Origin of the sequence: Chryseobacterium rhizosphaerae (assembly GCF_003385455.1) — a bacterium.
Lineage (GTDB): Bacteria > Bacteroidota > Bacteroidia > Flavobacteriales > Weeksellaceae > Chryseobacterium > Chryseobacterium rhizosphaerae.
In genome coordinates this window covers 192,922-215,341 of record NZ_QNUF01000004.1, presented here as the reverse complement: position 1 = coordinate 215,341, position 22,420 = coordinate 192,922, and the positions used below count along the sequence as shown (strand labels likewise).

Genomic DNA, 22,420 nt, shown 5'->3' with positions numbered 1-22,420 from the left:
AATGACAAAACTACTATACACCTCTTAATGTAAATAAACTTATTAATGAATAAAACGATCTTTTTTGCTCTCTTTTTCATTCAGAATATTCTTTTTGCACAATCTTCAGCAAGAGATTTGTCCTCTGAAAACTGGCAATTTAAAAACTCAAAAGATAAAAACTGGCTTCCTGCCAAGATACCGGGAACGGTTCATCTGGATTTAATGAGTAACAAAATCATTCAGGATCCTTTCAAAGATGAGAATGAAAAAAAAGCACAGTGGATCGAGAACGAAGATTGGGATTATCAAACCACTTTTACAGTTTCCTCGAAAGAGCTGGACTATCATAATATCGACTTGGTTTTTAATGGACTGGATACATTTTCTGAAATTTATCTTAATGGGAAACTGTTGAAAAAAACAGATAATATGTTCAGGAAATGGGAAATTCCGGTGAAACAGGATTTGAAAAGTGGTGAGAATATATTGCAAGTCAAATTTAAATCAGCAGTTGCAACAGGAAAAGTTTTGGCTCAAAAAGTTCCTTTTACAATGCCGGAATCACCAAGAAGTTTTGTGAGAAAAGCACAGTATCAGTTTGGATGGGATTGGGGACCAAGGCTTGTCACGGCAGGAATTTGGAAAGATGTAAAGCTTAGATTCTGGAATACAGCCAGATTGGAAAATGTAAAGGTTGAGCAGAAAAATATATCAGATAAAAATGCAGATCTCAGTATTCATACTTTAGTATTTGCTGATAAAGAGGGACAATATACGGTAAACATTAATCAGGAAGCTAACAGTATACATTTAAAAAAAGGACAGAATAAGATCAGTATTCCTTACCATATTCAAAATCCCAGACTTTGGCAGCCTAATGGATGGGGAGAACCTTACTTATACAACATAAAGATTGTGTTGCAGAAAGACTCAAAACTCTTGTCTGATGAAACACTGAAGATTGGTCTGAAAACAGTAGAACTGGTACAGGAAAAGGATGGAAAAGGGAAGTCTTTCTATTTTAAAGTTAATGGAAATCCACTCTATATCAAAGGGACAAACTGGATTCCTGCAGACAGTTTCTCTCCAAGGATTACCAAAGAAAAATATCAAAAACTCATCAGAGATTCCAAAGAAGCTCATATGAATATGATCCGTATCTGGGGAGGTGGAATTTATGAGGATGATGAATTTTACAAAGCTTGTGATGAGAACGGAATTTTAGTGTGGCAGGACTTTATGTTTGCGGGAAGTTTTTATCCGGCAGATGCCGCATTTTTAAATAATGTAAAAGAAGAAGTAAAAGATCAGGTCAACAGGCTTCAGAACCATCCGTCTATAGCTTTATGGTGTGGAAATAATGAAATTGATGAAGCGATTGTCAACTGGAGATATCAGAAGCAGTTTAAATATTCCAAAAACGATTCCGTACAGGTTTGGAAAGACTATAAAAAACTTTTCCATGACCTTATTCCGAATACATTAAAAGAAAACCTTACAGCAGATAAGAATATCTATTGGCCAAGTTCTCCGTCAATCGGATGGGGGCATAAGGAAAGCCTTACAGAAGGAGATTCCCATTATTGGGGCGTTTGGTGGGGCGAACAGCCTTTTGAAATTTATAATGAAAAAGTAGGACGTTTTATGTCTGAATATGGATTTCAGGGAATGCCTACTTTAGAAACTACAAAATCTATATTTAGTGGAACTCCGGATTTGAATCTGCAGAACCCAGCAATTAAAGCTCATGAAAAACATGGCCGGGGTTGGGAGATTATCAATGCATATATGCAACGCGATTATAAAATTCCGACTGATTTTGTACAGTATAATTATGTTTCTCAATTGCTGCAGGCCAGAGGAATGCAGATTGCTATTGAAGCCCATCGCCGGGCCAGACCTTATAATATGGGAACTTTATACTGGCAGCTTAACGACTGTTGGCCGGTAGTTTCATGGTCTTCCATTGATTATCTTGGGAACTGGAAAGCATTTCATTATCAGGCAAAAAGAAGTTTTGAACCTATATTAATATCTGCTTCTGAAACAAAGGAAGCATTTGATATGTATTTTGTTAATGATCTGCTTAATGATTTAGAAATCAGTTCAGGAGCTGAACTGATTGATTTTGAAGGTAAGGTTCTTTGGTCAATGGAAGCTAAGGATAAGCTACTGGCCAATTCAAGTGCAAAGCATATGGAAGTAAAAAAAGATAACTTCTCAAAATTTGATTTATCAAAATCTGTATTAAGAGTGTATGTTGCAAACGGTTCAGTACAACAGGAGAGGCTGTTCTTTTTTAATAAACCTAAAGACCTAAAGCTTCTGAAACCCACTATTAGTATTAAGAAAATTTCACCTACAGAAATTGAATTGTCTACTGATGTTTTGGCAAAAGATGTTTATTTAATTGGAGATGCTTATTTTAGCGATAACTTTTTTGATCTGTTACCTAAGACCTCAAAGAGAATTATCCTTTCAAAACCTTTGGATAACATTGAAGTATTGAGCCTTTGGGAGACGATGAAAAATTAAAAGATATAGGACGTGAAAGGTAAGTAAAAAGGATTGGCAAATGGCCGGTCCTTTTTTTGTTGCCTCCTATCCGGTGATGAGTGGTTACGGGAACCCGTAAAAATTCCCTGAGGCTTTTTTATAACATTGTAAAAAATTACTAATACCTATAGTATGTATAACGAAAAATTGGAGAGACTCATTGAATTGGCATTGACTGATGGAGAATTAACAGAGAAAGAAAAACAGGTGCTTTTTAAAAATGCAGAAGCTGAAGGAATCGATCTGGATGAATTTGAAATCGTGCTGGAAGCCAGGCTTTTTGAAAAAACAAATGATAAAAATTCGCAATCAGCAGCCCCTCACTCTGACAAATTGGGAGATGTAAGAAAATGCCCAGCCTGTGGAGCGATTGCAGAATCATTCTCAACATGTTGCAGTGATTGTGGATTTAATTTTAATAATGTGGAGGCCAATGTATCTATTCAAAAGTTGTTTCATATGATCAATGAATTAGAATCTAGGAGAAATGAGGAAAGCAACAATCCTTTAAGGCTCTTGGGAAATGCGATCATATCAAAATCTTTTAGAATAGGGATTGGAGACCGTATTAATCACCAAAAAAAAGAGTTAATCTCTAATTTCCCTATAGCTAATACCAAGAATGATATATTAGAGTTCCTTTCTCTGGCTTTACCGAAGGCTAAAAAGGCTGGAAATTTTTTTACCTCAGGATCATTTAATACTGCAGCCAATGAACGAAATAGAATTCACAATGAATTTGTTCCGGTTTGGAGAGCAAAATGCGAACAGATTATTATGAAAGCAAGATTTTCTATGAAAGAAGATAGAAGAACTTTAGAGGAAGTTGAAAATTATGCAAGCCAATTAAAAATAAAGTAGAATAACGATATGAAACTATTTGGAAATAAAAGAGAAGGTGGGTTAATGGATGTGATCCGTTGTGACGAACAGGAATATCTGGTTTGGAAATGGAGACCCTCCGGTTCTGCCAATTCTACAAATAAAGAAAACAGTATCCGCTATGGAAGCAGTTTACGCGTGAAGGAGGGAGAGCTTGCCGTGTTTTTTTACAAACAAAATGACGGAAGCATGCAGGATTTTATCCAGGGACCTCACGATCAGACCATTCATTCGGCAAACTTCCCGGTTCTCACCAATATGGTGGGTGCGGCATTCGGAGGCGGTTCTCCGTTTCAGGCAGAGATTTACTTTATTAACCTTTCCGGAAATATACAGATCAGATTTGGAATTCCTTATTTTGATATGTATGATCCGAGGTTTATGGATCTTGGGGTACCCTGTGCCGTTCGTGGAACACTCACTTTTAACCTTACCGATTATAAAAATTTCATTAAACTAAACCGGTTAATCAATTTTAACCTTGATGATTTTAAGGCGCAGATCAAAGATTTTTTTCAAAGGAAAATCAAATCTGTCCTTATCAGCGCACCCCAGGACTATACTATTCCTGTGATGCAGATTGAAAGAAAAATAGATGAGGTAAGTGATATCATACAAAGCAGATTAAAAGGAGAATTGGAAGACTGTTTCGGGGTCAATTTAAAACGTCTGGATATCGGAAGCATTGAGCTAGACAAGCAACATCCTCATTACATACAGCTTAAAAGGGCAACTGCAGATCAGCAGACGAAATTTACTGAAGCGAAAACAACTATTGAAATTGAAAACCTTTCCGAAATGACCAGAATTCAGCGGAAAGACCTGGAGTTGGGAGTAGAAGGGAAGCACTTTGCCGTTCATCAGTTGAATCAGCATGCGGATGTCCTGAAGACAGCTGCCGCCAGCCTGGGAGGAATGAGCCATGTAGATCTGGGTGGTGGAGATGGTTTAAATGCTGCCGGACTTATGGTAGGAATGGGAGTAGGGGCTTCAATGAGAAATCAGCTTGGAGGTATGATGGATACTATGACCCATACGCCACCGCCCAATATTGCTTCTGATCCAATGTTTCATATTGCTTTGAACGGTCACCAATCCGGCCCTTACAATCTTGAAACCCTTCGACAGCTTGCACGATCCGGGCAGTTTTCCATGAATCATCATGTCTGGAAAGAAGGAATGCAAAATTGGGAACTAGCAGGGAATACCCCTGAAACTGCCAGACTATTTAGTATAACACCACCACCTCCGCCACCAACTATTTAAGACCATGAAATTAGATTTTATTAAAACCATAATTGCCGTTGCTGTAAGCTGCTTGATCGCTTATGGATTCTATACTTTGAACACCGGAGACTATAAAGAATTACTGACTGTCGGAAGTCTGATTTTCCTGATACCGACCTTAGCTTTAACGGTTGGTGTTACATTCCATCTACCCCGTACAACTTCACTGATAAAAACAGTTTCAGCGCTGTTTTTTGGACTGGCGATCATAAGCAATCTTACCTTCTCACTGATAGGTTTCAAGGAACCTGCATTATATATTATTGTATGTGGGATCTTATTTTTAATCTATTCCCTGATCACTTATTCTGTGAGTAAGGCGCAGCAATAGAATTCTTTTTTAACAATCAACCTTATAGGTTTTCTAAGCCTGTAAGGTTGTAAAAAAAATGAGAAATAATACTCTAAAAAATATAAATTTTACCTTTCCAACTCAAAAATCAACCGTAAATTTGTACCATATTTCACTATAGTTATGGTAAATTTTGTTCTGATTGCAGTGTGCATTATTGCAGGAATGGTATTCAAAGCAACAAAATCTATCCACCCTGATGCCCATAAAGGTATCAATACCTGGATTCTTTATCTTGCTCTGCCGGCAGTTTCATTTAAATATCTTCCAAAAGTAAAATGGACGACAGAAATGCTGTTCCCGATTGTAGCGACCTTTTTAATCTCTGTTTTCTGTTTCTTCTTTATGATGTTCTACAGTAAGAGCAGAGGATATTCTAGGCGATCGAGAAGTACTTTAGAACTGGCAAGCGGATACAGCAATACTTCATTTATCGGTTTTCCTTTGATTAGTGCCTTTTATGGAGAAGGGCTGCTTAGTATTGCTATTATCTGTGATCAGACCATGTTTTTTGCCCTTTCAACACTGGGAATTATTGCAGCCGTGAAAGGAGGCAGCAGATCAGGAAAGGTGAGTGCTCAGTTTATTTTAAAACGTTTGGTGACATTTCCACCATTAATAGGCTGTATTTCGGCTTTGGTATTGTCTCAGTTTATAGATTTTACAGCGGCAGAACCCTTCTTTGATAAACTGGCTGCTACAGTAAGTCCTTTAGCTTTGTTTTCAGTAGGATTACAGTTAAAGTTTAACGGATGGAAAAAATTGATCCCTCAGATGTCCATGTCCATGCTTTATAAGCTTATTTTGGCACCGGCAATGGTTTTAGGACTGGCTTTACTGTTGGGAATAAAAGGAGATATTGCCAAAATAACCATATTTGAAGCTGCCATGCCTACATTGGTTACTTCAAGCATTATTGCAGAACAGTTCAGGCTGAATACGAAGTTAACCAATCTGATTATCGGAGTCAGCATTATTGTGGGCTTTTTTACTTCTGCCTTTTGGTATGAGATGACAGAATTGTTTTTTTAGATAGAAGGTGTCAAAATATAGGTTTTGATAAAGAAAACAGTAGTAATGACAAAATTAAAAATTACAATTCCGGTTCTTAACTTCACCGGATCAATTTTTTTAGTGAAATGTGCCCCAAAATAGCCTCCTAAAATGGTTGCGGCCATCATGGTACAGGTTTCCGGCCAATATACTTTTCCGGCCGAAATAAATAAAATAACAGCTGCAGCATTCGCTATTCCTGTAAAAAGAGTTTTATTAGCATTAATCACTTTAATATCTGATAATCCAAATAATGACCATACTGCCATCATCATAATTCCTACAGCTCCTCCAAAATAACCACCGTATATTCCTAAAATAAATTGAGCTCCTAATACCAGCCCAGAGCCAATATGTATTTTCTTTCTAAGCCAATGCCCTATTTGTTTTCCAAAAGCAAAAGCAAGGGACCCCAATAAAAGAAGCCATGGAACAAGTAAGTTAAAACCTGCTGATGGAGTATATAAAAGCAGTAACCCACCTGCACACCCACCTAATAAAGTAAGGATAAGCATTGCCTTTATTGAGATATTAGGAAAAGGTTGAATGTATTCTCTGAATTTCCATGCACTGGCCAGACTGCCGGGAAACAACGCTACTGTGCTTGAAGCATTGGCCTGAATGGGAGGAACTCCCGCATAAATAAAAGCTGGAAAAGTAATGAAAGACCCACCACCTGCCGCTGCATTAAGGGCTCCAGCTATAAGTCCGATTAAAAATAATACAATATAGTTTTCCATGAAAAAGAATAGTAAATAAAGGTAGGACAAAAAAAAGGGAATCATCAATAAAAGATTGCAGTTCTCTGAAGAAAAATTTAATTTTACACTTTAAATATTTCCCTTGCAATACGTCCAAATTGTTTTACCCCTGAATTTAAAAGGATCTTTCACATACAAAGTTCCGGAAGACCTGATGCCGGAAATCCAAATAGGGATGCGTGTTTTGGTTCCTTTTGGAGGTAAGAAAATTTATACGGGAATTGTTTTTGAGCTTCATGATCATGCACCGGAAAACTTCGTAGCAAAAGAAGTGATCAGCCTGCTGGATGATAAACCAATACTTCCGGAAGAACAGATCAGATTCTGGAATTGGCTCTCAGGTTATTATTTATGCAGTTTGGGAGAAATCTACAGGTTAGCATTTCCTTCTTCTTTAAAGCTGGAAAGCGAAACGTATTTAAAATTGAAACCGGGGGCTATAGTAAACTTTGAGAATCTCGATGTTAATGAGATGTATCTTATCCAGGCATTGGAAGTACGTCAGCTTATTAATTTAACAGATATTGAAGCATTTATCCCCAAAAAGGATATTATTAAAACCATCAATTCGCTGATTGATCTGCAGTATATTGAGATTGATGAGAAAATTGCTGAAAAATATAAAGCTAAGGAAGTTGCCTATGTAAGAATCAATCATGATGTTTTAGGCAACCAAAATCTTACAGAAATCCTTTTAAAGCTCAATAAAGCTCCTAAACAGAAAGATCTGTTCCTTCTTATTCTGGAGAAACAGACTGAGCACCCCGACCTTCCTGTTAAGAAGGCTGAGCTGTTTGAAGACGGCTATTTTGGAAGTTCTCATTTCAAAGCCCTGGCAGATAAGGGTCTTGTAGAGGAATATTATATGCAGAAAGACAGGATTGAAAGCTATGAAGGAGAAATAGAAGAGCTGGAAGAACTTTCCGAACAGCAGAAACTGGCAAAATCTGAGATAGATGAAGCTTTTGAAGAAGGGAAAAATGTTTTACTGCATGGGGTTACTTCATCCGGAAAGACCCATATTTATTTAGAGAAAATAGAGGAATGCATCAAAGAGGGACGGAATGTATTATTTCTGCTTCCTGAAATTTCTCTGACTAAACAGATCACTCAAAGATTAGAAAAAAAATACGGTAGACAACTTGGGTTCTACCATCAAAAACTGACTGATTTTGAAAGAGTAGAGGTTTGGAGACGAATCAGGCAAAATGATATCCGGATTCTTATAGGTACCCGGAACGCTTTGTTTTTACCCTACCAGAATTTAGGCTTAATTGTGGTAGATGAAGAGCATGATTCTGCGTACAGACCCAGAGAAGTTACGCCGTATTTCAATGCTAAAGATGCAGCACTGGTGCTTGGTGGTTTCTATGAAGCAGGGGTGATATTAGGCTCTGCTACTCCTTCTGTGGAAAGCTATTACCGAGCCAGAAAAGATAAAATGAAATACATTTTCCTGACTGAAAGGTTTGGAAATGTAGACCTTCCTGAATATGAACTGATCAATTTTAAAGAAGCCCAGGATTCAAAAAAAGTTTCCGGAAATTTTTCTACAAGGCTTATTGATGAGATCAAAAAGACTGTGGATGAAAACAAACAGGCTATTGTTCTTCACAACCGCCGTGGTTATGCTAATGTTGTGGAATGTGAAAGCTGTGGTTATGTGAACTATTGCTCCAACTGTGATGTGGTAATGACTTATCATAAAGCAGCCAATGAAATGAAATGCCATTATTGTGGGCAAAGAGCTTCAAAACCTAAAACCTGTCCGAAATGTAATTCTGAAAATATGAATGAAAGAGGAATAGGGGTAGAGCAGATTCATGAAGAGGTTTCCAAATTATTCCCGGAGAATGAAGTGGACAGGATGGATGTAGATTCCATGCGTAAGAAGTTTGCCTATGAAAAGCTCTATGAAAAAATTGAAGAAGGTGAAACTGATATTGTGGTGGGAACGCAGATGATTTCCAAAGGTCTTGATTTTGATCATATAGAATTGGTGGCGATTCCAAAAGCTGATTCCTTATTATATGTTCAGGATTTCAGAGCCGAAGAAAGAGCTTACCAACTGATCACTCAGGTTTCCGGAAGAGCAGGAAGGGTTTCCGGAAAAGGAAAGATATTGATCCAGACTTACAATCCGGAGCATTCTGTATTTCAGCTGATCAAGATGAACAATCCTGCCAAGATCTATAAATACATCCTCACAGAACGTCAGAAATTCCATTATCCGCCTTTTACCAAGCTGATTATGATAGAGCTGAAACACCGAAGAGATGATAAAGTGGACCGTGCTTCACAGTTTCTGGGATCTATCTTAAGAAAATACCTCCCTGAAGATTGTGTTTTAGGACCGGAAAGAGCACAAATTGCAAGGTTGAATAATTTATATCAATTCCAGATTTTACTGAAACTTCCCCGTGGGAAAAACTATGAAAAGTTCAAGAGTATGGTTTTGATAAGTTTGAAGGAATTTGATGAAATCACTGCATATCAAAGTATTAAAAAAGGTGTTTTTGTTGATTTTTAACAATTTTTAACAAACTTTAGCCTCTTTTATAACGGGGTGATGACCTGTTTTCTGACAATAATTTCTACTTTTGGACGTTGATTAAGTGTTTGGCCGTTTTATTGAATGATATAACTTATCATTTTTTATAGCGTCGAAACTATAGAACAAAAAGAAGATAGATGGTAAATTTCAGAAAATATATTTCAAGCGCAGCGGTATTGGCTTCTGGTTTTTTCCTAGCTCAATCTACCGTTTCTACTGTTCTTTACTCACAAGCCTATGACAATCAGAAAAACAGCTTAAATCTACCCTCACCCGTTAGCTCGGTGGTGGAGAAGACTGTTTTGTCGGCTAAAGAATTAGTAGATATTAATGTAAACACAATGATGGCGGATCCTGTGCTGAAAAATGCAACCTGGGGATTCGTAGTGTATGATCCGAAAACGAAGAAAGTAATCTCTTCGTACAACGAGAATACTCCGTTAGTTCCGGCTTCTACCACGAAGCTGCTGACTACAGAAACAGCTTTAAGCTTACTTGGAGAAAACTATCGCTGGATGACCCAGCTTGAGTATTCAGGAGCTGTAGATGAAAATGGAGTGTTGAATGGTAATCTTTATATCGTAGGAAGTGGTGACCCTTCTTTAGGAACCAATAAGGCAGGAGCCTGGTCTTACAGGGATATTATTTCAGATTTCATTGGCGGTCTTTCACGAGAAGGGATTAGAAAGGTAAATGGTGATATTATTATTCAGACAGCGCTTTTCAAAGGCAATATTTCAATGCTTCCGGAAAATGTTGTATGGCTAGAGAACAATAATTATTATTTGCCTGTAGGAACGACCCGTGGAATAAATCCTGCTAACGAAAAGCTGATCGTCAAAAAAGCTAATTTCTCTCCGGAGAAGAAGTTTTTCTACGTTTCGCCTTACGCCAACCAGATGGTTTATGCCGAAAAATATGATGGAGAAGGGGTTTTGACAACAAAACTTCCTGATGCACCGGCGTATTTGGCCAATTCTTTCAGAACAACTTTAACGAAAAGCGGAATTCCCGTTACCGGAAAAGTGACTCCTAAAATGACGGATGCAGCTCCGGAAAGCAGAAAGATGATTTCAGCGTATAAATCTCCAACTTTAGGGGATATCATTTATTATACCAACCAACATAGTGATAATTCATTAGCTGAAGCCCTGCTGAGAACCGTAGGATTTCAGAAAATGGGGGATCAGACTTCAGATTCAGGAAGAATTGTCGTAACAGGTCATTTAAGAGATGCCGGTTTTGATATGAATGGTCTGAACTATATGGATGGTAGCGGACTTTCAAGAAGTAATAATGTAACTCCTATTTCTCAGGTGAAGTTTTTAACTTCTTTAATGGACGAGAAATACTATAAGTCTTATCTTACTTCACTGCCGGTAGGCGGACAATCCGGAACATTAAAAAGAATGTTTATCGGGGGAGGAAACGGACAGGTATTTGCAAAAACAGGAACTTTAAATAAGGTGAAAACGTTAGCCGGTTATTTGAAGACAAATTCAGGAAAGACTTTAGTTTTTTCTTTAATGGTGAACAATTATGCAGGATCTGTTGATATGGTGAAGAAAAGAATGGAAAAAATTCTGGAACCTGCTCTGGATCTTTAGAAAAATATTTGAATATTATAAAAGCCTTTTAATCAATGATTAAAAGGTTTTTTTTATATTTGAATCTTACAATATTTGTACCTATGAGAAAATTTCACCTCCTGATGTTGGGATTCTTAGTATCTCAACCGTCTTATGGACAAAAGCATCATCAAAGCATTGAGATGAAAGGGCTCATTGAAAAGGAAATGAAATCCTATACCAATAAGATGGCTGCAGGAAATGTCAATCCTAATACCTTGAACTATGACCTCCAGTATCAAAGAATGGATGTTGTTTTAGATCCCGGTATTAACAGTATTGCAGGTTCGGTGACTTCTCATTTTAAACCTAATCAGAGTATGGGAAGCATTTATTTTGATCTATCAAATGTTTTGACAGTTTCTCAGGTACAATATCACGGAACAAACCTTAGCTTCCAGCAACTTCCTACAAAGGAAATAAAGATAAATTTTCCTTCCGCTCTGCCGGCTAATACCCTTGATTCCCTTACCATTCATTATTCCGGAGCTCCGGATCCTGTGTACAGTACTGTTATGTTTGGAACCCATGGGGGAGCGAATACACCCGCTATGTCTACTCTTAATGAGCCTTATGGTGCCCAGGATTGGTTTCCTACAAAGCAGAGTCTGAATGATAAGATTGAACGTTTTGACTTTAAGATCAATACACCCTTACAATATAGTGTAGCTGCCAATGGGAAGCTAATGTCTGAAACTCCTATTTTAAACGGAAGAAAACTTACATTTTGGCGAACCATGTACCCTACACCTGCCTATCTGATAGCATTGGGGATTACCAATTATGTGAAACTGAATGATACTATTGGAAACCCGCCATTCCCTTTCGTGAATTATATATATCCTTCTACCAATGCAGATCCTAACAGTATGTCCGGTATTGAATGGACCAAACAGATTATGAATACCTTTGAAACGTATTTTGGTACCTATCCTTTCCGTAATGAGAAATATGGACATATGGAATATCTCAATGGAGGAGGAATGGAGCATCAGACGATGTCATCCATGAGTGGATGGAGCAAAACTCTGATTGCTCACGAGCTTGCCCATCAGTGGTTTGGTGATAAAGTAACTTGCGGTGCATGGAATGATATCTGGCTGAATGAAGGATTTGCTACTTTTGGAGAACATGTAGCATACGAAAAACTGTTGATGTCGAATCCTGAATTTCTTAATTATTTATCCGGCCAGGTTAATTTCATAACAGGTAATACAGGAGGTAGCGTCAATGTTCCTGATGCGAGCCTTTCCAGTGTAGGAAGAATATTTGACGGAAGACTTAGCTATGCAAAAGGAGGCTATGTATTGAGAATGTTGAAATGGATTTTGGGTGATGCCAATTTTTATCAAGCAATTAAAGACTATCATTCCAGGCCCAATTTAGCTTATAATTATGTAAGAACATCAGATTTTAATGCCTCACTGCTTCAGTCTACAGGAAAAGATTTTACTGAATTTTTTAACGATTGGATCTATGGGGAAGGATATCCTACTTATGCCATTAAATGGAGACAGCTGGGAAATGAGCTTGTGTTTAATATTGGCCAGACTCAAAGCCATTCTTCGGTAAGCTTTTTTGAGATGCCTTTACCTATAAAAGTAACAGGAACGGGAGGGCAGATCGCTTATCTTGTCCTGAACAATACTACTAATAATCAATACCTATCTGAAGCCGTAACCTTTCCGGTAGCAAGTGTGAAGTTTAATTATGAATACCAGATCCTGGAAAGAAACTCTACTGTTACCCAGGATAATACCCTGAGTGTTGCTTCTGTAGACAAAGAAAACTTTGGCTTGTATCCTAATCCTGCAAAAAATGAACTTTATCTGAAAGGGATCACAAAAACAACAGATTTCTCTATTCATGCAATAGATGGGAAATTACTAAGAAAAGGGACTTATCAGCCTGGTAAAGCAATAGGGATTTCAGAATTGGTTCCGGGAGCCTATATCTTTACTGTTCAGGAGAAAAATATTAAATTTATCAAACATTAAAAAGATACAGAACAGGTTATCCTATCGAATAACTTTATGGATACTAAAAACAAAGAAGCTTTCATATTTGAAAGCTTCTTTGTTTTCTGGCAGCTTTTGCTCCTCTTGCCTTAGCAACTTTTACTTTGTAGGTAAACCATTTTTCTTTGAAGAGACTACGCATCATATTATCAAAATTCCTTGTCACAACTAGGTTCTTAAAGCCTCGCCATTTTTCAAGAAGACTGGAAGGTAGTGCCCTTATTGAAACGGAATAGCCTTCGGTATCATATTGTATATAGTGCCACCATCCGGAGGGAATATACAATGTTTCTCCCGGATGTAATACAGCTTCATAACCATTTAAGTAGAGGAGTGCAGGGTATTTTCTGTAATCAGGTTCTTTAATATTGGCCAGGCTGTGAAAATTATAGGGCAGTTTATACATAAAGTCCGACTGCTCCCAGGGGAAAAGCCAAATTCTCTTGATACCCTGGAATTGGGTGATGAAAACGTGAGACATATCTATATCAATATGATTTCTGGTCACAGAGCCTTCACCTCCAAAAAACATAAAAGGCAGCCATTTTAATATCTTGCCTCCGGTGACATCATTGTAAATAATGTCTTCTTTAAGCTCAGGTTTAACGGTCAGTAAATTAAATAGAAAAAGACGGTGTTCCGTTGGCTGGGATTTTATAAGATTCAGGTAGTCTGAAAAGGTAGTCTGTGCAATAGGGCTGCTCGCCACTCTGTCCATAGAATCAAACTCACTTCCATAGATATTAACTTTATTGCTGCCTGCTATTTCCTTAAAATAATCATAGTTCCATTTTTTAAAAGCCGGGCTATCGGGATCTGCGAAATCTTCAAGAATAATGGGAATCCGCGGTTTCATATGCTTGTTGATAAAGATTCTTGAACTTATTTTCTTTGTTTTTTCTACCGGGATCAATCTCATATTCTCTAAATTTTAAACAAATATAAATATTATCCTAGTAAATTAGTAGACTAATACTGTTAAAACTGTTTTTTACCTTATATTTTTAGAATAAAATTTATAAAAGGTTTTATTTTACGGCCTTTTTAGTAAATTAGCACATCTAAAAAATTACTAAAAATGATCTCTGAAAAATACCTTCAACATTTACAGAATGAGCTTCAGAATATTGAAAATGACGGACTTTACAAAAGAGAAAGAATTATCACTTCTCAGCAGAGTGCGGAAATAGAAGCTAATGGGAAAAAGCTTTTAAACTTCTGTGCGAATAATTATTTGGGATTATCCAATGATCCGCAAGTGATGAAAGCTTCACAGGATATGATTGAATCTCATGGCTATGGAATGTCATCTGTACGTTTTATCTGTGGAACTCAGGATATTCACAAAGAATTGGAGAAAAAAATTGCAGATTTCTTAGGTCTTGAAGATACTATCCTTTATGCTGCCGCTTTTGATGCCAATGGAGGTGTTTTTGAACCCTTGTTTACCGATGAGGATGCTATTATTTCTGACGAACTGAACCATGCTTCTATTATCGATGGAGTTCGTCTTTGTAAAGCAGCGAGATACCGTTACAAAAATAACGATATGGCGGATCTTGAAGCTCAGCTGATTGCTGCTTCTGAGAAAAATCACCGTTTCAAAATTATCGTAACAGACGGAGTTTTCTCAATGGACGGTATTGTGGCAGACTTAAAAGGAGTTTGTGACCTTGCTGATAAGTATAATGCTTTGGTAATGGTTGATGATTCTCACGCTACAGGATTTATCGGAAAAACAGGCCGTGGAACTCATGAAGCTAATGAAGTAATGGGTAGAGTAGATATCATTACTTCTACATTAGGAAAAGCCCTTGGAGGTGCTTTAGGTGGATTTACTTCCGGTAAAAAAGAAATCATTGATATGCTGAGACAGCGTTCACGTCCCTATTTATTCTCGAACTCATTAGCGCCAGGAATTGTGGGAGCAGCTTTGAAAGTATTGGATATGATTTCTGATGATACTTCACTTCGTGATAAAGTAATGGAGAATGCAGACTATTTCAGAACGGAAATGAAAGCCAAAGGTTTTGATATTCCTGATGGGGATGCTGCTATTGTTCCGGTAATGCTTTATGATGCTCCGCTTGCTCAAAAAATGGCGGAAAAACTAATGGATGAGGGAATTTATGTTATTGGGTTCTTCTATCCGGTAGTGCCGAAAGGAAAAGCAAGAATAAGAGTTCAGCTATCTGCAGCACATACAAGAGAGCACCTTGATAAAGCAATTGTTGCTTTTGAAAAAGTAGGAAAAGAACTGGGAGTGATCTCTTAATACTGAATTTGACCAGAGTACAGAAAATATAATGTTCGGCTCGGGCAGCTTTGCTGCCCCGAGCCGAACTATTTTTTATATAAATCCATTTTTGGTTATATTTTCCTGATCAAAAGAAAATTATTTTTACCAATTATATAATAAGCTTATCTTTGCTTTTAATTTTTTCTGAATGCTTTATACAATAATCAAAGCGCTGCATATTATTTTTATGGTAAGCTATTTTGCGGGAATTTTTTATCTCGTGAGAATTTTTGTTTACTATAAAGATACTGATGAATTTCCGGAAGAAAAAAAGAAAATTCTCAGAGAGCAGTATACCTTCATGGCCAGAAGGCTGTGGAATATCATTACCGTTCCTGCCGGTATTATTATGGCAGTATGCGGACTGGTAATGATCTTTTTGAATCCCGGGCTTATGAAAATGCCGTGGTTTCATTTAAAACTGACTTTCCTTATCGGTCTTGCGGCTTATCATTTCTGGTGCTGGAAGAAAGTGCTTCAGCTGAAGACGCTGAGTGGAAATACCTTAGAAATCCCGAATATTAAACTGAGACAAGCGAATGAGATTGCTACATTTATTCTGTTTCTGGTTGTATTTACTGTTATTTTAAAATCTATGGTAATTGACTATTGGTGGCAATTAATTACAGGATTTTTCGTTCTTGTATTTCTGATCATGATGACCGTTAAACTCGTTAATAAAAATAAAAAAAACAAATAATTGTGGAGTAGGATGTATGCGTTAATCCATTACTACTTTTTACATTTTACAAAAAAACTATGATTGCAATTTTAAAGAAAGAACTTTGGAGTTACTTTGGAAACTGGAGCGCATGGGTTATTATTGCTGCATTCAGTCTGATAGCGACTCTTTTTCTGTTCTTTTTCGACAACGATTCTAATATTTTTGAGATCGGGATGGCATCCTTACAAAGCTATTTTGTTTTAGTCCCATGGCTGCTGATGTTTATTATTCCGGCACTTTCTATGAGGACTTTTGCAGAAGAGCAGCAAACAGGAACACTGAACTGGCTTTTTTCGCAACCTTTAAAAGTTTCCGACCTGGTAGCCGGGAAATTCCTTTCTGTATGGATTGTTGGGATTTTATGTCTTATCCCATCACTGATCTACCTTTATACGGTCTATGTCTTAGGAGTTCCGGAAGGAAATATTGACCTTGGAATGACTTTCGGAAGTTATATCGGATTGATTATTCTGATTGCCGCATTTTCAGGAGTTGGTATTTTAGCTTCTTCGCTATCACAGAACCAGATTATGGCCTACCTGTTAGGGGTATTTATGTGCTTTATTATGTATTTTGGAATCGAGCAGCTGGCGAGTTATAAATTATTGGGTGGAGCAGATTTTATCCTTCAGAATATAGGCTTTTACCAGCATTTCTTAGGTTTTACCAGAGGTCTTATTGACGGTAAAGATATTGCCTATTTTGTACTGGTTATTGGTGCTTCCTTAGTATTGTCCAATCATTTTATTAACAAGAAGAAGTAAAATTATGAAGAAGTTCAATGCTAAATCTCCACTGGGAATTTTCCTGATCATTATTGTTCCTTTGGTTGTAATCCTGGCGTATTCAGGAATCAGATTAGACTTAACAAAAGAAAAAAGATATACCCTTTCCGATAATACCATTAAAGTACTGGAATCTGTGAAGAAACCTTTAACGGTTGAGGTGTATCTGCAAGGTGATTTTCCGGCAAGCTTTAAACAGCTTCAGGGAGAAACGAAATTTATGCTGGAAGAATTCAGAAAGATCAATCCAAAGATTGACTTTAAGTTTATAGATCCCATCAAAACAAAAATGTCTCAGGATACCCTGATGGCAATGGGAATGCAGCCTTCCATTCTTCCCGATGTTAAAGACGGAAAAATTTCACAGATCACGCTTTTCCCATATGCGGTGATAAAATATGACAAAAATGGGGTGTCTATTCCTTTGGTCGTGCAGCAGGCAGGTATTGATGCAGATCAACAGCTTACAAGATCGATTGAAGGGTTGGAATACAGTCTTGTTTCCAATATTAAAAACATTGCAGCTGCGAAGAGAAAGAAAGTAGGTATTCTGGTCAACCATGACGAGCTGAATCCTGATGAATTTCAGGGATTTGTTCAGTTGGCGATGGAAAACTATGATGCAGGACCTATTATTCCTAAAAATCAGACAGAGCTTACATTGGAAGATGTTCCTTTGCTGAAGCAGATGAGTGCCCTGGTGATTGCAAAACCGCGTAAAGCTTTTACAGATAATGAAAAGGTAATCCTTGACCAATACATCATGAATGGTGGGAAAACACTTTGGATGATCGATGCGGTAAATGCTGAAATGGATACTTTGACAAGATCTAAAAAGGTAATGCCTTTCCCGGTTGATATCAATATGACAGATTTCTTTTTCAACTATGGATTAAGAATTAATCCAGCCCTGGTAAAAGATGTGAAGAAGTTTGCGCTATTAAGATTAGTCACAGGAGAGGTGAGTGGAAATCCTCAGTATACAAGCTTACCGTGGCCATATTATCCGCTGGGAATTGCTGAGAACAACAATCCGATCACTAAAAATATCAATCCTGTAAAATTTGAATTCCCTACTTCCATAGATACGTTGGGAGGCAGAAAGAATATCAAGACAAAGGTTCTTTTTGAATCCAGTGAAAGAACATTGCTGAAGCAGGTTCCGAATTATGTGGATCTGAAGGAGATTGCCAGTGTAGACAGTCTTGGCCAAATGGAAAAGCCAAGCACACCAAAGATTTTTGCGGTAGCACTGGAAGGGAAGTTTAACTCTGCTTATGCTTCAAGAATTGAAAGAAAAGGCTATCCTGGCTTCAAAGCAGGCAGTCCTGAAAATAAAATGATCGTTATTGCTGACGGAGACGTTGGAAGAAATAAAGTGATCAAAGGAAAACCGCTTCCGTTAGGCGTAGATCTATTGACCAATGAACAGTTCGGAAACGAGCAGTTCCTGAGAAATGCTTTAGATTATCTGTTAGATGACAGCAACCTGATGGAACTGAGAAACAGAAATATTGAAGAAAGACTGCTGGACAGACAGAGAATTACTGATGAAAAAACCAATTGGCAGTGGCTGAATTTATTGCTTCCACTGATTATCATCGGCCTTATGGGAGGATTATTCTTCTGGCTGAGGAAGAAGAAATTCGGATAGAAAATAAAAAAGAGAAGCTCATCAGCTTCTCTTTTTTTATGTGAAATTTTTTCTATTTAGACTTTAGCTTTGTATTCTCTTCTTTCAAAGTTTTTACCTGTTCTTCTAATGTCTTAATATAATTTTGTAAATTTTCTACAATAGAATCTGGTATACTATGGAAATGATTAAAATAACTGCCAGCATTGTCATTAAAAGTAGTGTTGTCATGATTGTTATGGACAATAGCTGTTTTTCTTTCCTCTTTTATTTCTTCTACAGGTACATCAAGTGCTTTTGCCAGTTTTTCCCATTCATCATCAAATATTCTTACTTCATCATTCTCTTTTCGGGAATAATTGGATACGTCTGTTGAGATAATTTTAGACATATATTCTTGCGTGTAGCCTCTTTGCTTTCTTAGATTTCGTAGTTTTTCCATAATGACCTATTATCTGTGTCTTTGTACAAATATAGAAAAAATGAGTCAGAATTTTAATGCCTATCTCAGGAATAAAAAAAGAAGCCCTGAAGCTTCTTTTGTTTTTTTACGATTAATCATTTTTCTATTTTGGCTGTTTCCGTTTTGCCAAAAAAATAGTTAGTAGTTATTTTCCAAATGGATAGGGTTGATCTTTGATAATGGAGAAATATACTACTATTTTTGAAATGCTTCCTGAGGAAGTAACTCAGCCGTTTTGTAATAGCTGATATCCATATCAAATTTTGCCTGCAGATCCTGGAAAGTATCATAATCAAAATGTTCCCAGTTCTGCTCATTTTCAGGGTCAGAAGTTTTATCTACTGCAAGCTCCAGTTTTCCGTCTTCCTGGTAGCTGCATTCAATAGCTGCATACTTTTCCCCGTTTTCATCAGTAGTATACCAGCATTTTACAGTTTTTTCAAGTTCCGGTTTCTGGGTTTCATTATTGATGACCTGAGAACAAATAAAATTTTCAGGATCATCATTATTGAAAACAGTTCTTGAAATTAAAGGCTGATCATCTACAGATAATGAATAAAGTTTGTTGGTAGAAATAATGAAACCATCCACAGTGTCCTTTTTTTCAACATCAAAAAAATCGGACTTTTCCTTCAGGTAGTTTAATACCTGGTTTTCATTCTCGTCTTCACTTATGAAATAATTGATGTTATAGATACTGTCTTCACTAATAAACTCAATTTCTTTCAAGACGTCTGAATCCTTCTCGTAATAATAGAGATGATATTCATCTTGCTTCACAGCATTATTTTTGGAAATAACTTCTCCAAAAATGTTTTTGTACACTTTTCTCATTTTTTAGCACGTTAATTAGTTTCATTATTAGTTTAAGCGGGTGTGAAGCAAAGATAAGTTTCTTTTTTTATTTTAATGGTAAGCTTAAAATAGTATTTATTTCGTAAGTATTTCAAATATCCTTTATAAAATCCTCATATTCAAAGTAAAATCTTTCAAATCCGTCCATTTTATCAACGAAAAATTCAAAAATTTCCTGCCATTTATTTTTATTAAAAATTGAAACTCCCTGTATATCAACCCATATGCGGCTTATTACCTTGCCATTTTCCAGTGAAAAATATTCCTCTTTTTGAAAATCACCGATAAAATCTTTAAGAATATCTTCCAAAGACCATATTTTTTCATAATATGCATTTCTGAAGATCTCATCCTTCATTTCGATGTCTAAGGAAACCTCTGCTTTTTTGTTATCTGCAGAAAATTTGAAGGAGAGATCTTTTACTTTAGTATCATATAAGACCCATTTCCTGGGAAAAGATTTCCCGAAAGCAGTCCAAAATTCCTTCTTTAATTGCTGTGCTTCTTGTTTACTGAACATAAAGACAAACTTAATGATTTAATGGCAAAAAGGCAAAATAGGGCAATAGAATACCCCAAATTTGTACACACATTTGTACATACGATAGGCCTTTTTACTTTAGATGATCCATATTAAACAAATTTCGTATTTTTGCTGTAATGCTTTCAAAAAAATCTCAATATGCGTTTAAAGCACTTTCATTTCTTGTAGAAAAAAGAAATGAAGGTCCTATTCTTATTTCCGAAATTGCGGAACATAAAAGGATACCCTTAAAGTTTTTAGAAAATATTCTGCTTGAATTGAAAAAAGCAGATATCCTCGACAGCAAAAAAGGCAAAGGAGGAGGTTACTTTTTGAAAGAAAACCCGGAAAATGTAAAATTGGCCAAGATTATCCGTCTGGTTAATGGTCCTATTGCCATGCTTCCTTGTGTAAGCCTGAACTTCTATGAAAAATGTGAAGACTGTAATGAAGATCACTGCGGTCTCCATGACGTACTGATTGAGGTTCGGGATGCCTCACTGAATATTCTTGAGAAAAAAACTTTAATGGATCTGGTTGATTAACCCGGTCCTTTTTTTTGAATTATTAGTCTACTTGTTTGGTAGGATAATATTTTTATTGGATATTTGCATAACTTCAAATGAATAAACTATGATTTCAAAAGAAGAAGCAGATCTACTGGAGCAGCTTACACCATTAGTTTTTAAAAATTTTGAAACCCCTGGAAACAAGATAAATGCTGTTGAAGTTATAAAGATTTTATAATATGGTGATTTCAAGAAAAATTCAGATCAGACTCAATGTACTTTTTGTAACACTTGCAGTATTATTTACTGCTGGTTTTTTAATGTATGAATGGGGATATCTCGATGAGCTTTTAGCCATTTTGGCTAAAGACCATTACATTTTTTATTGGATGCTTCTGGTAGGTGTTTTTGCTGAAGTTGTGGCTGGCTCTATGGGAATGGGGTATGGTGTCATCTGTACAACCACTCTTATGTTTCTGGGGATACCACCCCATATTGTAAGCGCCAGTATACATTCTGCAGAAAGCTTTACGACAGCTGCCGGAAGTATAAGTCATATTAAACTCAAAAATGTAAGTAAGACTTTGGTGAAAAAATTAGCAATCCCTGCTGTTATCGGAGCGGTCATTGGGGCTGTAAGTTTAACCTATCTTGGAGAATATTATGCTAAGATTACTAAAACACTTATTGCCTTTTATACCCTTTACCTGGGACTGCAGATCCTATCCAATGCCTTTAAAGGAAAACAGAATAAAGCACTTAAAAAGAAGACTAATCTGACAAGACTTGGAGTGATCGGAGGTTTCATAGACTCCTTCGCAGGAGGGGGGTGGGGCCCGCTGGTAACAGGAACATTAATTAAAAATGCTTTCACTCCAAGATTTGCCGTAGGAAGTTCTACGGTTGCAAAATTTATACTGACGATAACAGCTGCAGTTACTTTTTTCTTTACCCTCGGCATCCAGCACTGGAACATTATTTTAGGACTTTTAATAGGCGGGATTATTACAGCTCCTTTTTCTGCCATGCTTACGGCAAAGCTTCCTGTAAAGAAAATGTTTGTGTTCATAGGCTTGCTGGTGATTGTGATGAGTTCTATAACTATTTATAAATCAGTATTCAGTTAAAATTTATGGCCCGGTATTGAAAAATAAAAGGCTCAAAAGTGTATTTGATTTTGAAAATATTTTACTTTTACATCACTAAATAATTAAAAATGAATTTACATATCATTGCACTTTTTAAGTTTAATGAAAATTACCTGATGGATGCTGTAGAGCTGTTTCAGAAGCTTGTAAAAGAAACAAGAAAAGAAGAAGGCTGCCTGCAGTATGATCTTGTGGAAGACAAAGATAACAAAGGAACTTTCTTCCTGATAGAGCTTTGGGAAAGTGTTGATCATCACAACAGGCATATAGGGCAGGACCACCTGTTAGACTTTCGCAGAGACACTTCCAGAATGATGGAAAGTTCAGCAGAAGTATACAAAGGATTTAAAATCTATTAATAATATAAAAGGCGGTTTCAACATTCTGAAACCGCCCTTTTATTAGAAA

20 protein-coding genes are annotated in these 22,420 nt (G+C 36.8%); 15 read left to right on the top strand and 5 right to left on the bottom strand.

The features are described 5' to 3' along the window. Positions 1-45: 45 nt before the first annotated feature. The 5 genes from DRF57_RS05290 (at position 46) to DRF57_RS05270 (ending at position 6,091) form a co-directional block, all read left to right on the top strand. The gene (locus tag DRF57_RS05290; RefSeq protein ID WP_115917253.1) at positions 46-2,517 is read left to right on the top strand and encodes a beta-mannosidase; all 2,472 of its coding nucleotides are present in this window, start codon (positions 46-48) and stop codon (positions 2,515-2,517) included. 153 nt (positions 2,518-2,670) lie between these two features. Beyond that, positions 2,671-3,399: a hypothetical protein gene (locus DRF57_RS05285; protein ID WP_115917252.1), complete on the top strand. Its 729-nt coding sequence runs from the start codon at positions 2,671-2,673 to the stop codon at positions 3,397-3,399. Positions 3,400-3,408: 9 nt separating this feature from the next. Beyond that, positions 3,409-4,686, top strand: a complete 1,278-nt coding sequence (locus DRF57_RS05280) for an SPFH domain-containing protein (protein WP_115917251.1) — start codon at positions 3,409-3,411, stop codon at positions 4,684-4,686. Positions 4,687-4,690: 4 nt separating this feature from the next. Next, positions 4,691-5,038 carry a threonine/serine exporter family protein gene (locus DRF57_RS05275; protein ID WP_084086071.1) on the top strand — a complete coding sequence of 116 codons (348 nt, stop codon included), beginning with the start codon at positions 4,691-4,693 and terminating at the stop codon, positions 5,036-5,038. A gap of 144 nt (positions 5,039-5,182) precedes the next feature. Continuing rightward, positions 5,183-6,091 carry an AEC family transporter gene (locus DRF57_RS05270; protein WP_047485579.1) on the top strand — a complete coding sequence of 303 codons (909 nt, stop codon included), beginning with the start codon at positions 5,183-5,185 and terminating at the stop codon, positions 6,089-6,091. Here the strand turns inward: DRF57_RS05270 and DRF57_RS05265 are convergent. Further along, positions 6,088-6,852 (bottom strand): sulfite exporter TauE/SafE family protein, encoded by a 765-nt coding sequence (locus tag DRF57_RS05265; RefSeq protein WP_115917250.1) that lies wholly within the window; start codon positions 6,850-6,852, stop codon positions 6,088-6,090. The two genes, DRF57_RS05270 and DRF57_RS05265, sit on opposite strands and share 4 nt — an antisense overlap. 103 nt (positions 6,853-6,955) lie before the next feature. Here DRF57_RS05265 and priA point away from each other — a divergent pair, with 103 nt between their 5' ends. The 3 genes from priA to DRF57_RS05250 all read left to right on the top strand — a co-directional run bounded on the left by priA (position 6,956) and on the right by DRF57_RS05250 (position 13,052). After that, positions 6,956-9,403: a replication restart helicase PriA gene (gene priA / locus DRF57_RS05260; RefSeq protein ID WP_115917249.1), complete on the top strand. Its 2,448-nt coding sequence runs from the start codon at positions 6,956-6,958 to the stop codon at positions 9,401-9,403. Between the two features lie 161 nt (positions 9,404-9,564). Next, positions 9,565-11,034: a D-alanyl-D-alanine carboxypeptidase/D-alanyl-D-alanine endopeptidase gene (gene dacB, locus DRF57_RS05255; RefSeq protein ID WP_084086068.1), complete on the top strand. Its 1,470-nt coding sequence runs from the start codon at positions 9,565-9,567 to the stop codon at positions 11,032-11,034. 83 nt (positions 11,035-11,117) lie between these two features. Further along, positions 11,118-13,052 carry a M1 family aminopeptidase gene (locus DRF57_RS05250; protein ID WP_115917248.1) on the top strand — a complete coding sequence of 645 codons (1,935 nt, stop codon included), beginning with the start codon at positions 11,118-11,120 and terminating at the stop codon, positions 13,050-13,052. Positions 13,053-13,113: 61 nt separating this feature from the next. On the opposite strand, the gene DRF57_RS05245 is transcribed toward DRF57_RS05250, so the two are convergent. Next, complete coding sequence (locus tag DRF57_RS05245) at positions 13,114-13,992, bottom strand: cupin-like domain-containing protein (RefSeq protein WP_115917247.1); 879 nt, start codon at positions 13,990-13,992, stop codon at positions 13,114-13,116. A 159-nt stretch (positions 13,993-14,151) separates the two neighbouring features. Here DRF57_RS05245 and kbl point away from each other — a divergent pair, with 159 nt between their 5' ends. The 4 genes from kbl to gldG all read left to right on the top strand — a co-directional run bounded on the left by kbl (position 14,152) and on the right by gldG (position 18,535). Further along, positions 14,152-15,348: a glycine C-acetyltransferase gene (gene kbl, locus DRF57_RS05240; RefSeq protein ID WP_115917246.1), complete on the top strand. Its 1,197-nt coding sequence runs from the start codon at positions 14,152-14,154 to the stop codon at positions 15,346-15,348. Between the two features lie 172 nt (positions 15,349-15,520). Continuing rightward, the gene (locus DRF57_RS05235) at positions 15,521-16,072 is read left to right on the top strand and encodes a CopD family protein (RefSeq protein WP_084086064.1); all 552 of its coding nucleotides are present in this window, start codon (positions 15,521-15,523) and stop codon (positions 16,070-16,072) included. Between the two features lie 59 nt (positions 16,073-16,131). Next, positions 16,132-16,860: an ABC transporter permease gene (locus DRF57_RS05230; RefSeq protein WP_047485567.1), complete on the top strand. Its 729-nt coding sequence runs from the start codon at positions 16,132-16,134 to the stop codon at positions 16,858-16,860. A gap of 4 nt (positions 16,861-16,864) precedes the next feature. Then, a complete protein-coding gene (gldG, locus tag DRF57_RS05225; protein ID WP_115917245.1) occupies positions 16,865-18,535 on the top strand; it encodes a gliding motility-associated ABC transporter substrate-binding protein GldG in 1,671 nt (556 codons plus the stop codon). A gap of 52 nt (positions 18,536-18,587) precedes the next feature. On the opposite strand, the gene DRF57_RS05220 is transcribed toward gldG, so the two are convergent. From DRF57_RS05220 to DRF57_RS05210, 3 genes are all read right to left on the bottom strand, one after another. Continuing rightward, on the bottom strand, positions 18,588-18,956 hold the full coding sequence (locus DRF57_RS05220; protein ID WP_115917243.1) for a helix-turn-helix domain-containing protein: 369 nt from the start codon (positions 18,954-18,956) through the stop codon (positions 18,588-18,590). Positions 18,957-19,172: 216 nt separating this feature from the next. Then, complete coding sequence (locus DRF57_RS05215; RefSeq protein ID WP_206607181.1) at positions 19,173-19,802, bottom strand: hypothetical protein; 630 nt, start codon at positions 19,800-19,802, stop codon at positions 19,173-19,175. Positions 19,803-19,923: 121 nt separating this feature from the next. Next, positions 19,924-20,352 (bottom strand): DUF4268 domain-containing protein, encoded by a 429-nt coding sequence (locus DRF57_RS05210; protein ID WP_047485559.1) that lies wholly within the window; start codon positions 20,350-20,352, stop codon positions 19,924-19,926. 140 nt (positions 20,353-20,492) lie between these two features. Here DRF57_RS05210 and DRF57_RS05205 point away from each other — a divergent pair, with 140 nt between their 5' ends. From DRF57_RS05205 to DRF57_RS05195, 3 genes are all read left to right on the top strand, one after another. Then, positions 20,493-20,900, top strand: coding sequence for an RrF2 family transcriptional regulator (locus tag DRF57_RS05205; protein WP_047485555.1), 408 nt, complete (start codon positions 20,493-20,495; stop codon positions 20,898-20,900). Positions 20,901-21,103: 203 nt separating this feature from the next. Further along, positions 21,104-21,991 (top strand): sulfite exporter TauE/SafE family protein, encoded by an 888-nt coding sequence (locus tag DRF57_RS05200; RefSeq protein ID WP_084086061.1) that lies wholly within the window; start codon positions 21,104-21,106, stop codon positions 21,989-21,991. Between the two features lie 89 nt (positions 21,992-22,080). Further along, positions 22,081-22,371, top strand: a complete 291-nt coding sequence (locus DRF57_RS05195; protein WP_047485551.1) for a putative quinol monooxygenase — start codon at positions 22,081-22,083, stop codon at positions 22,369-22,371. Positions 22,372-22,420: the final 49 nt, after the last annotated feature.

Coding starts and splice junctions, on each gene's coding strand:
- DRF57_RS05290 (WP_115917253.1), top strand. CDS start 46: ATGAATAAAACGATCTTTTTTGCTCTCTTTTTCATTCAGAATATTCTT.
- DRF57_RS05285 (WP_115917252.1), top strand. CDS start 2,671: ATGTATAACGAAAAATTGGAGAGACTCATTGAATTGGCATTGACTGAT.
- DRF57_RS05280 (WP_115917251.1), top strand. CDS start 3,409: ATGAAACTATTTGGAAATAAAAGAGAAGGTGGGTTAATGGATGTGATC.
- DRF57_RS05275 (WP_084086071.1), top strand. CDS start 4,691: ATGAAATTAGATTTTATTAAAACCATAATTGCCGTTGCTGTAAGCTGC.
- DRF57_RS05270 (WP_047485579.1), top strand. CDS start 5,183: ATGGTAAATTTTGTTCTGATTGCAGTGTGCATTATTGCAGGAATGGTA.
- DRF57_RS05265 (WP_115917250.1), bottom strand. CDS start 6,852: ATGGAAAACTATATTGTATTATTTTTAATCGGACTTATAGCTGGAGCC.
- dacB (WP_084086068.1), top strand. CDS start 9,565: ATGGTAAATTTCAGAAAATATATTTCAAGCGCAGCGGTATTGGCTTCT.
- DRF57_RS05250 (WP_115917248.1), top strand. CDS start 11,118: ATGAGAAAATTTCACCTCCTGATGTTGGGATTCTTAGTATCTCAACCG.
- DRF57_RS05245 (WP_115917247.1), bottom strand. CDS start 13,992: ATGAGATTGATCCCGGTAGAAAAAACAAAGAAAATAAGTTCAAGAATC.
- kbl (WP_115917246.1), top strand. CDS start 14,152: ATGATCTCTGAAAAATACCTTCAACATTTACAGAATGAGCTTCAGAAT.
- DRF57_RS05235 (WP_084086064.1), top strand. CDS start 15,521: ATGCTTTATACAATAATCAAAGCGCTGCATATTATTTTTATGGTAAGC.
- DRF57_RS05230 (WP_047485567.1), top strand. CDS start 16,132: ATGATTGCAATTTTAAAGAAAGAACTTTGGAGTTACTTTGGAAACTGG.
- gldG (WP_115917245.1), top strand. CDS start 16,865: ATGAAGAAGTTCAATGCTAAATCTCCACTGGGAATTTTCCTGATCATT.
- DRF57_RS05220 (WP_115917243.1), bottom strand. CDS start 18,956: ATGGAAAAACTACGAAATCTAAGAAAGCAAAGAGGCTACACGCAAGAA.
- DRF57_RS05210 (WP_047485559.1), bottom strand. CDS start 20,352: ATGTTCAGTAAACAAGAAGCACAGCAATTAAAGAAGGAATTTTGGACT.
- DRF57_RS05205 (WP_047485555.1), top strand. CDS start 20,493: ATGCTTTCAAAAAAATCTCAATATGCGTTTAAAGCACTTTCATTTCTT.
- DRF57_RS05200 (WP_084086061.1), top strand. CDS start 21,104: ATGGTGATTTCAAGAAAAATTCAGATCAGACTCAATGTACTTTTTGTA.
- DRF57_RS05195 (WP_047485551.1), top strand. CDS start 22,081: ATGAATTTACATATCATTGCACTTTTTAAGTTTAATGAAAATTACCTG.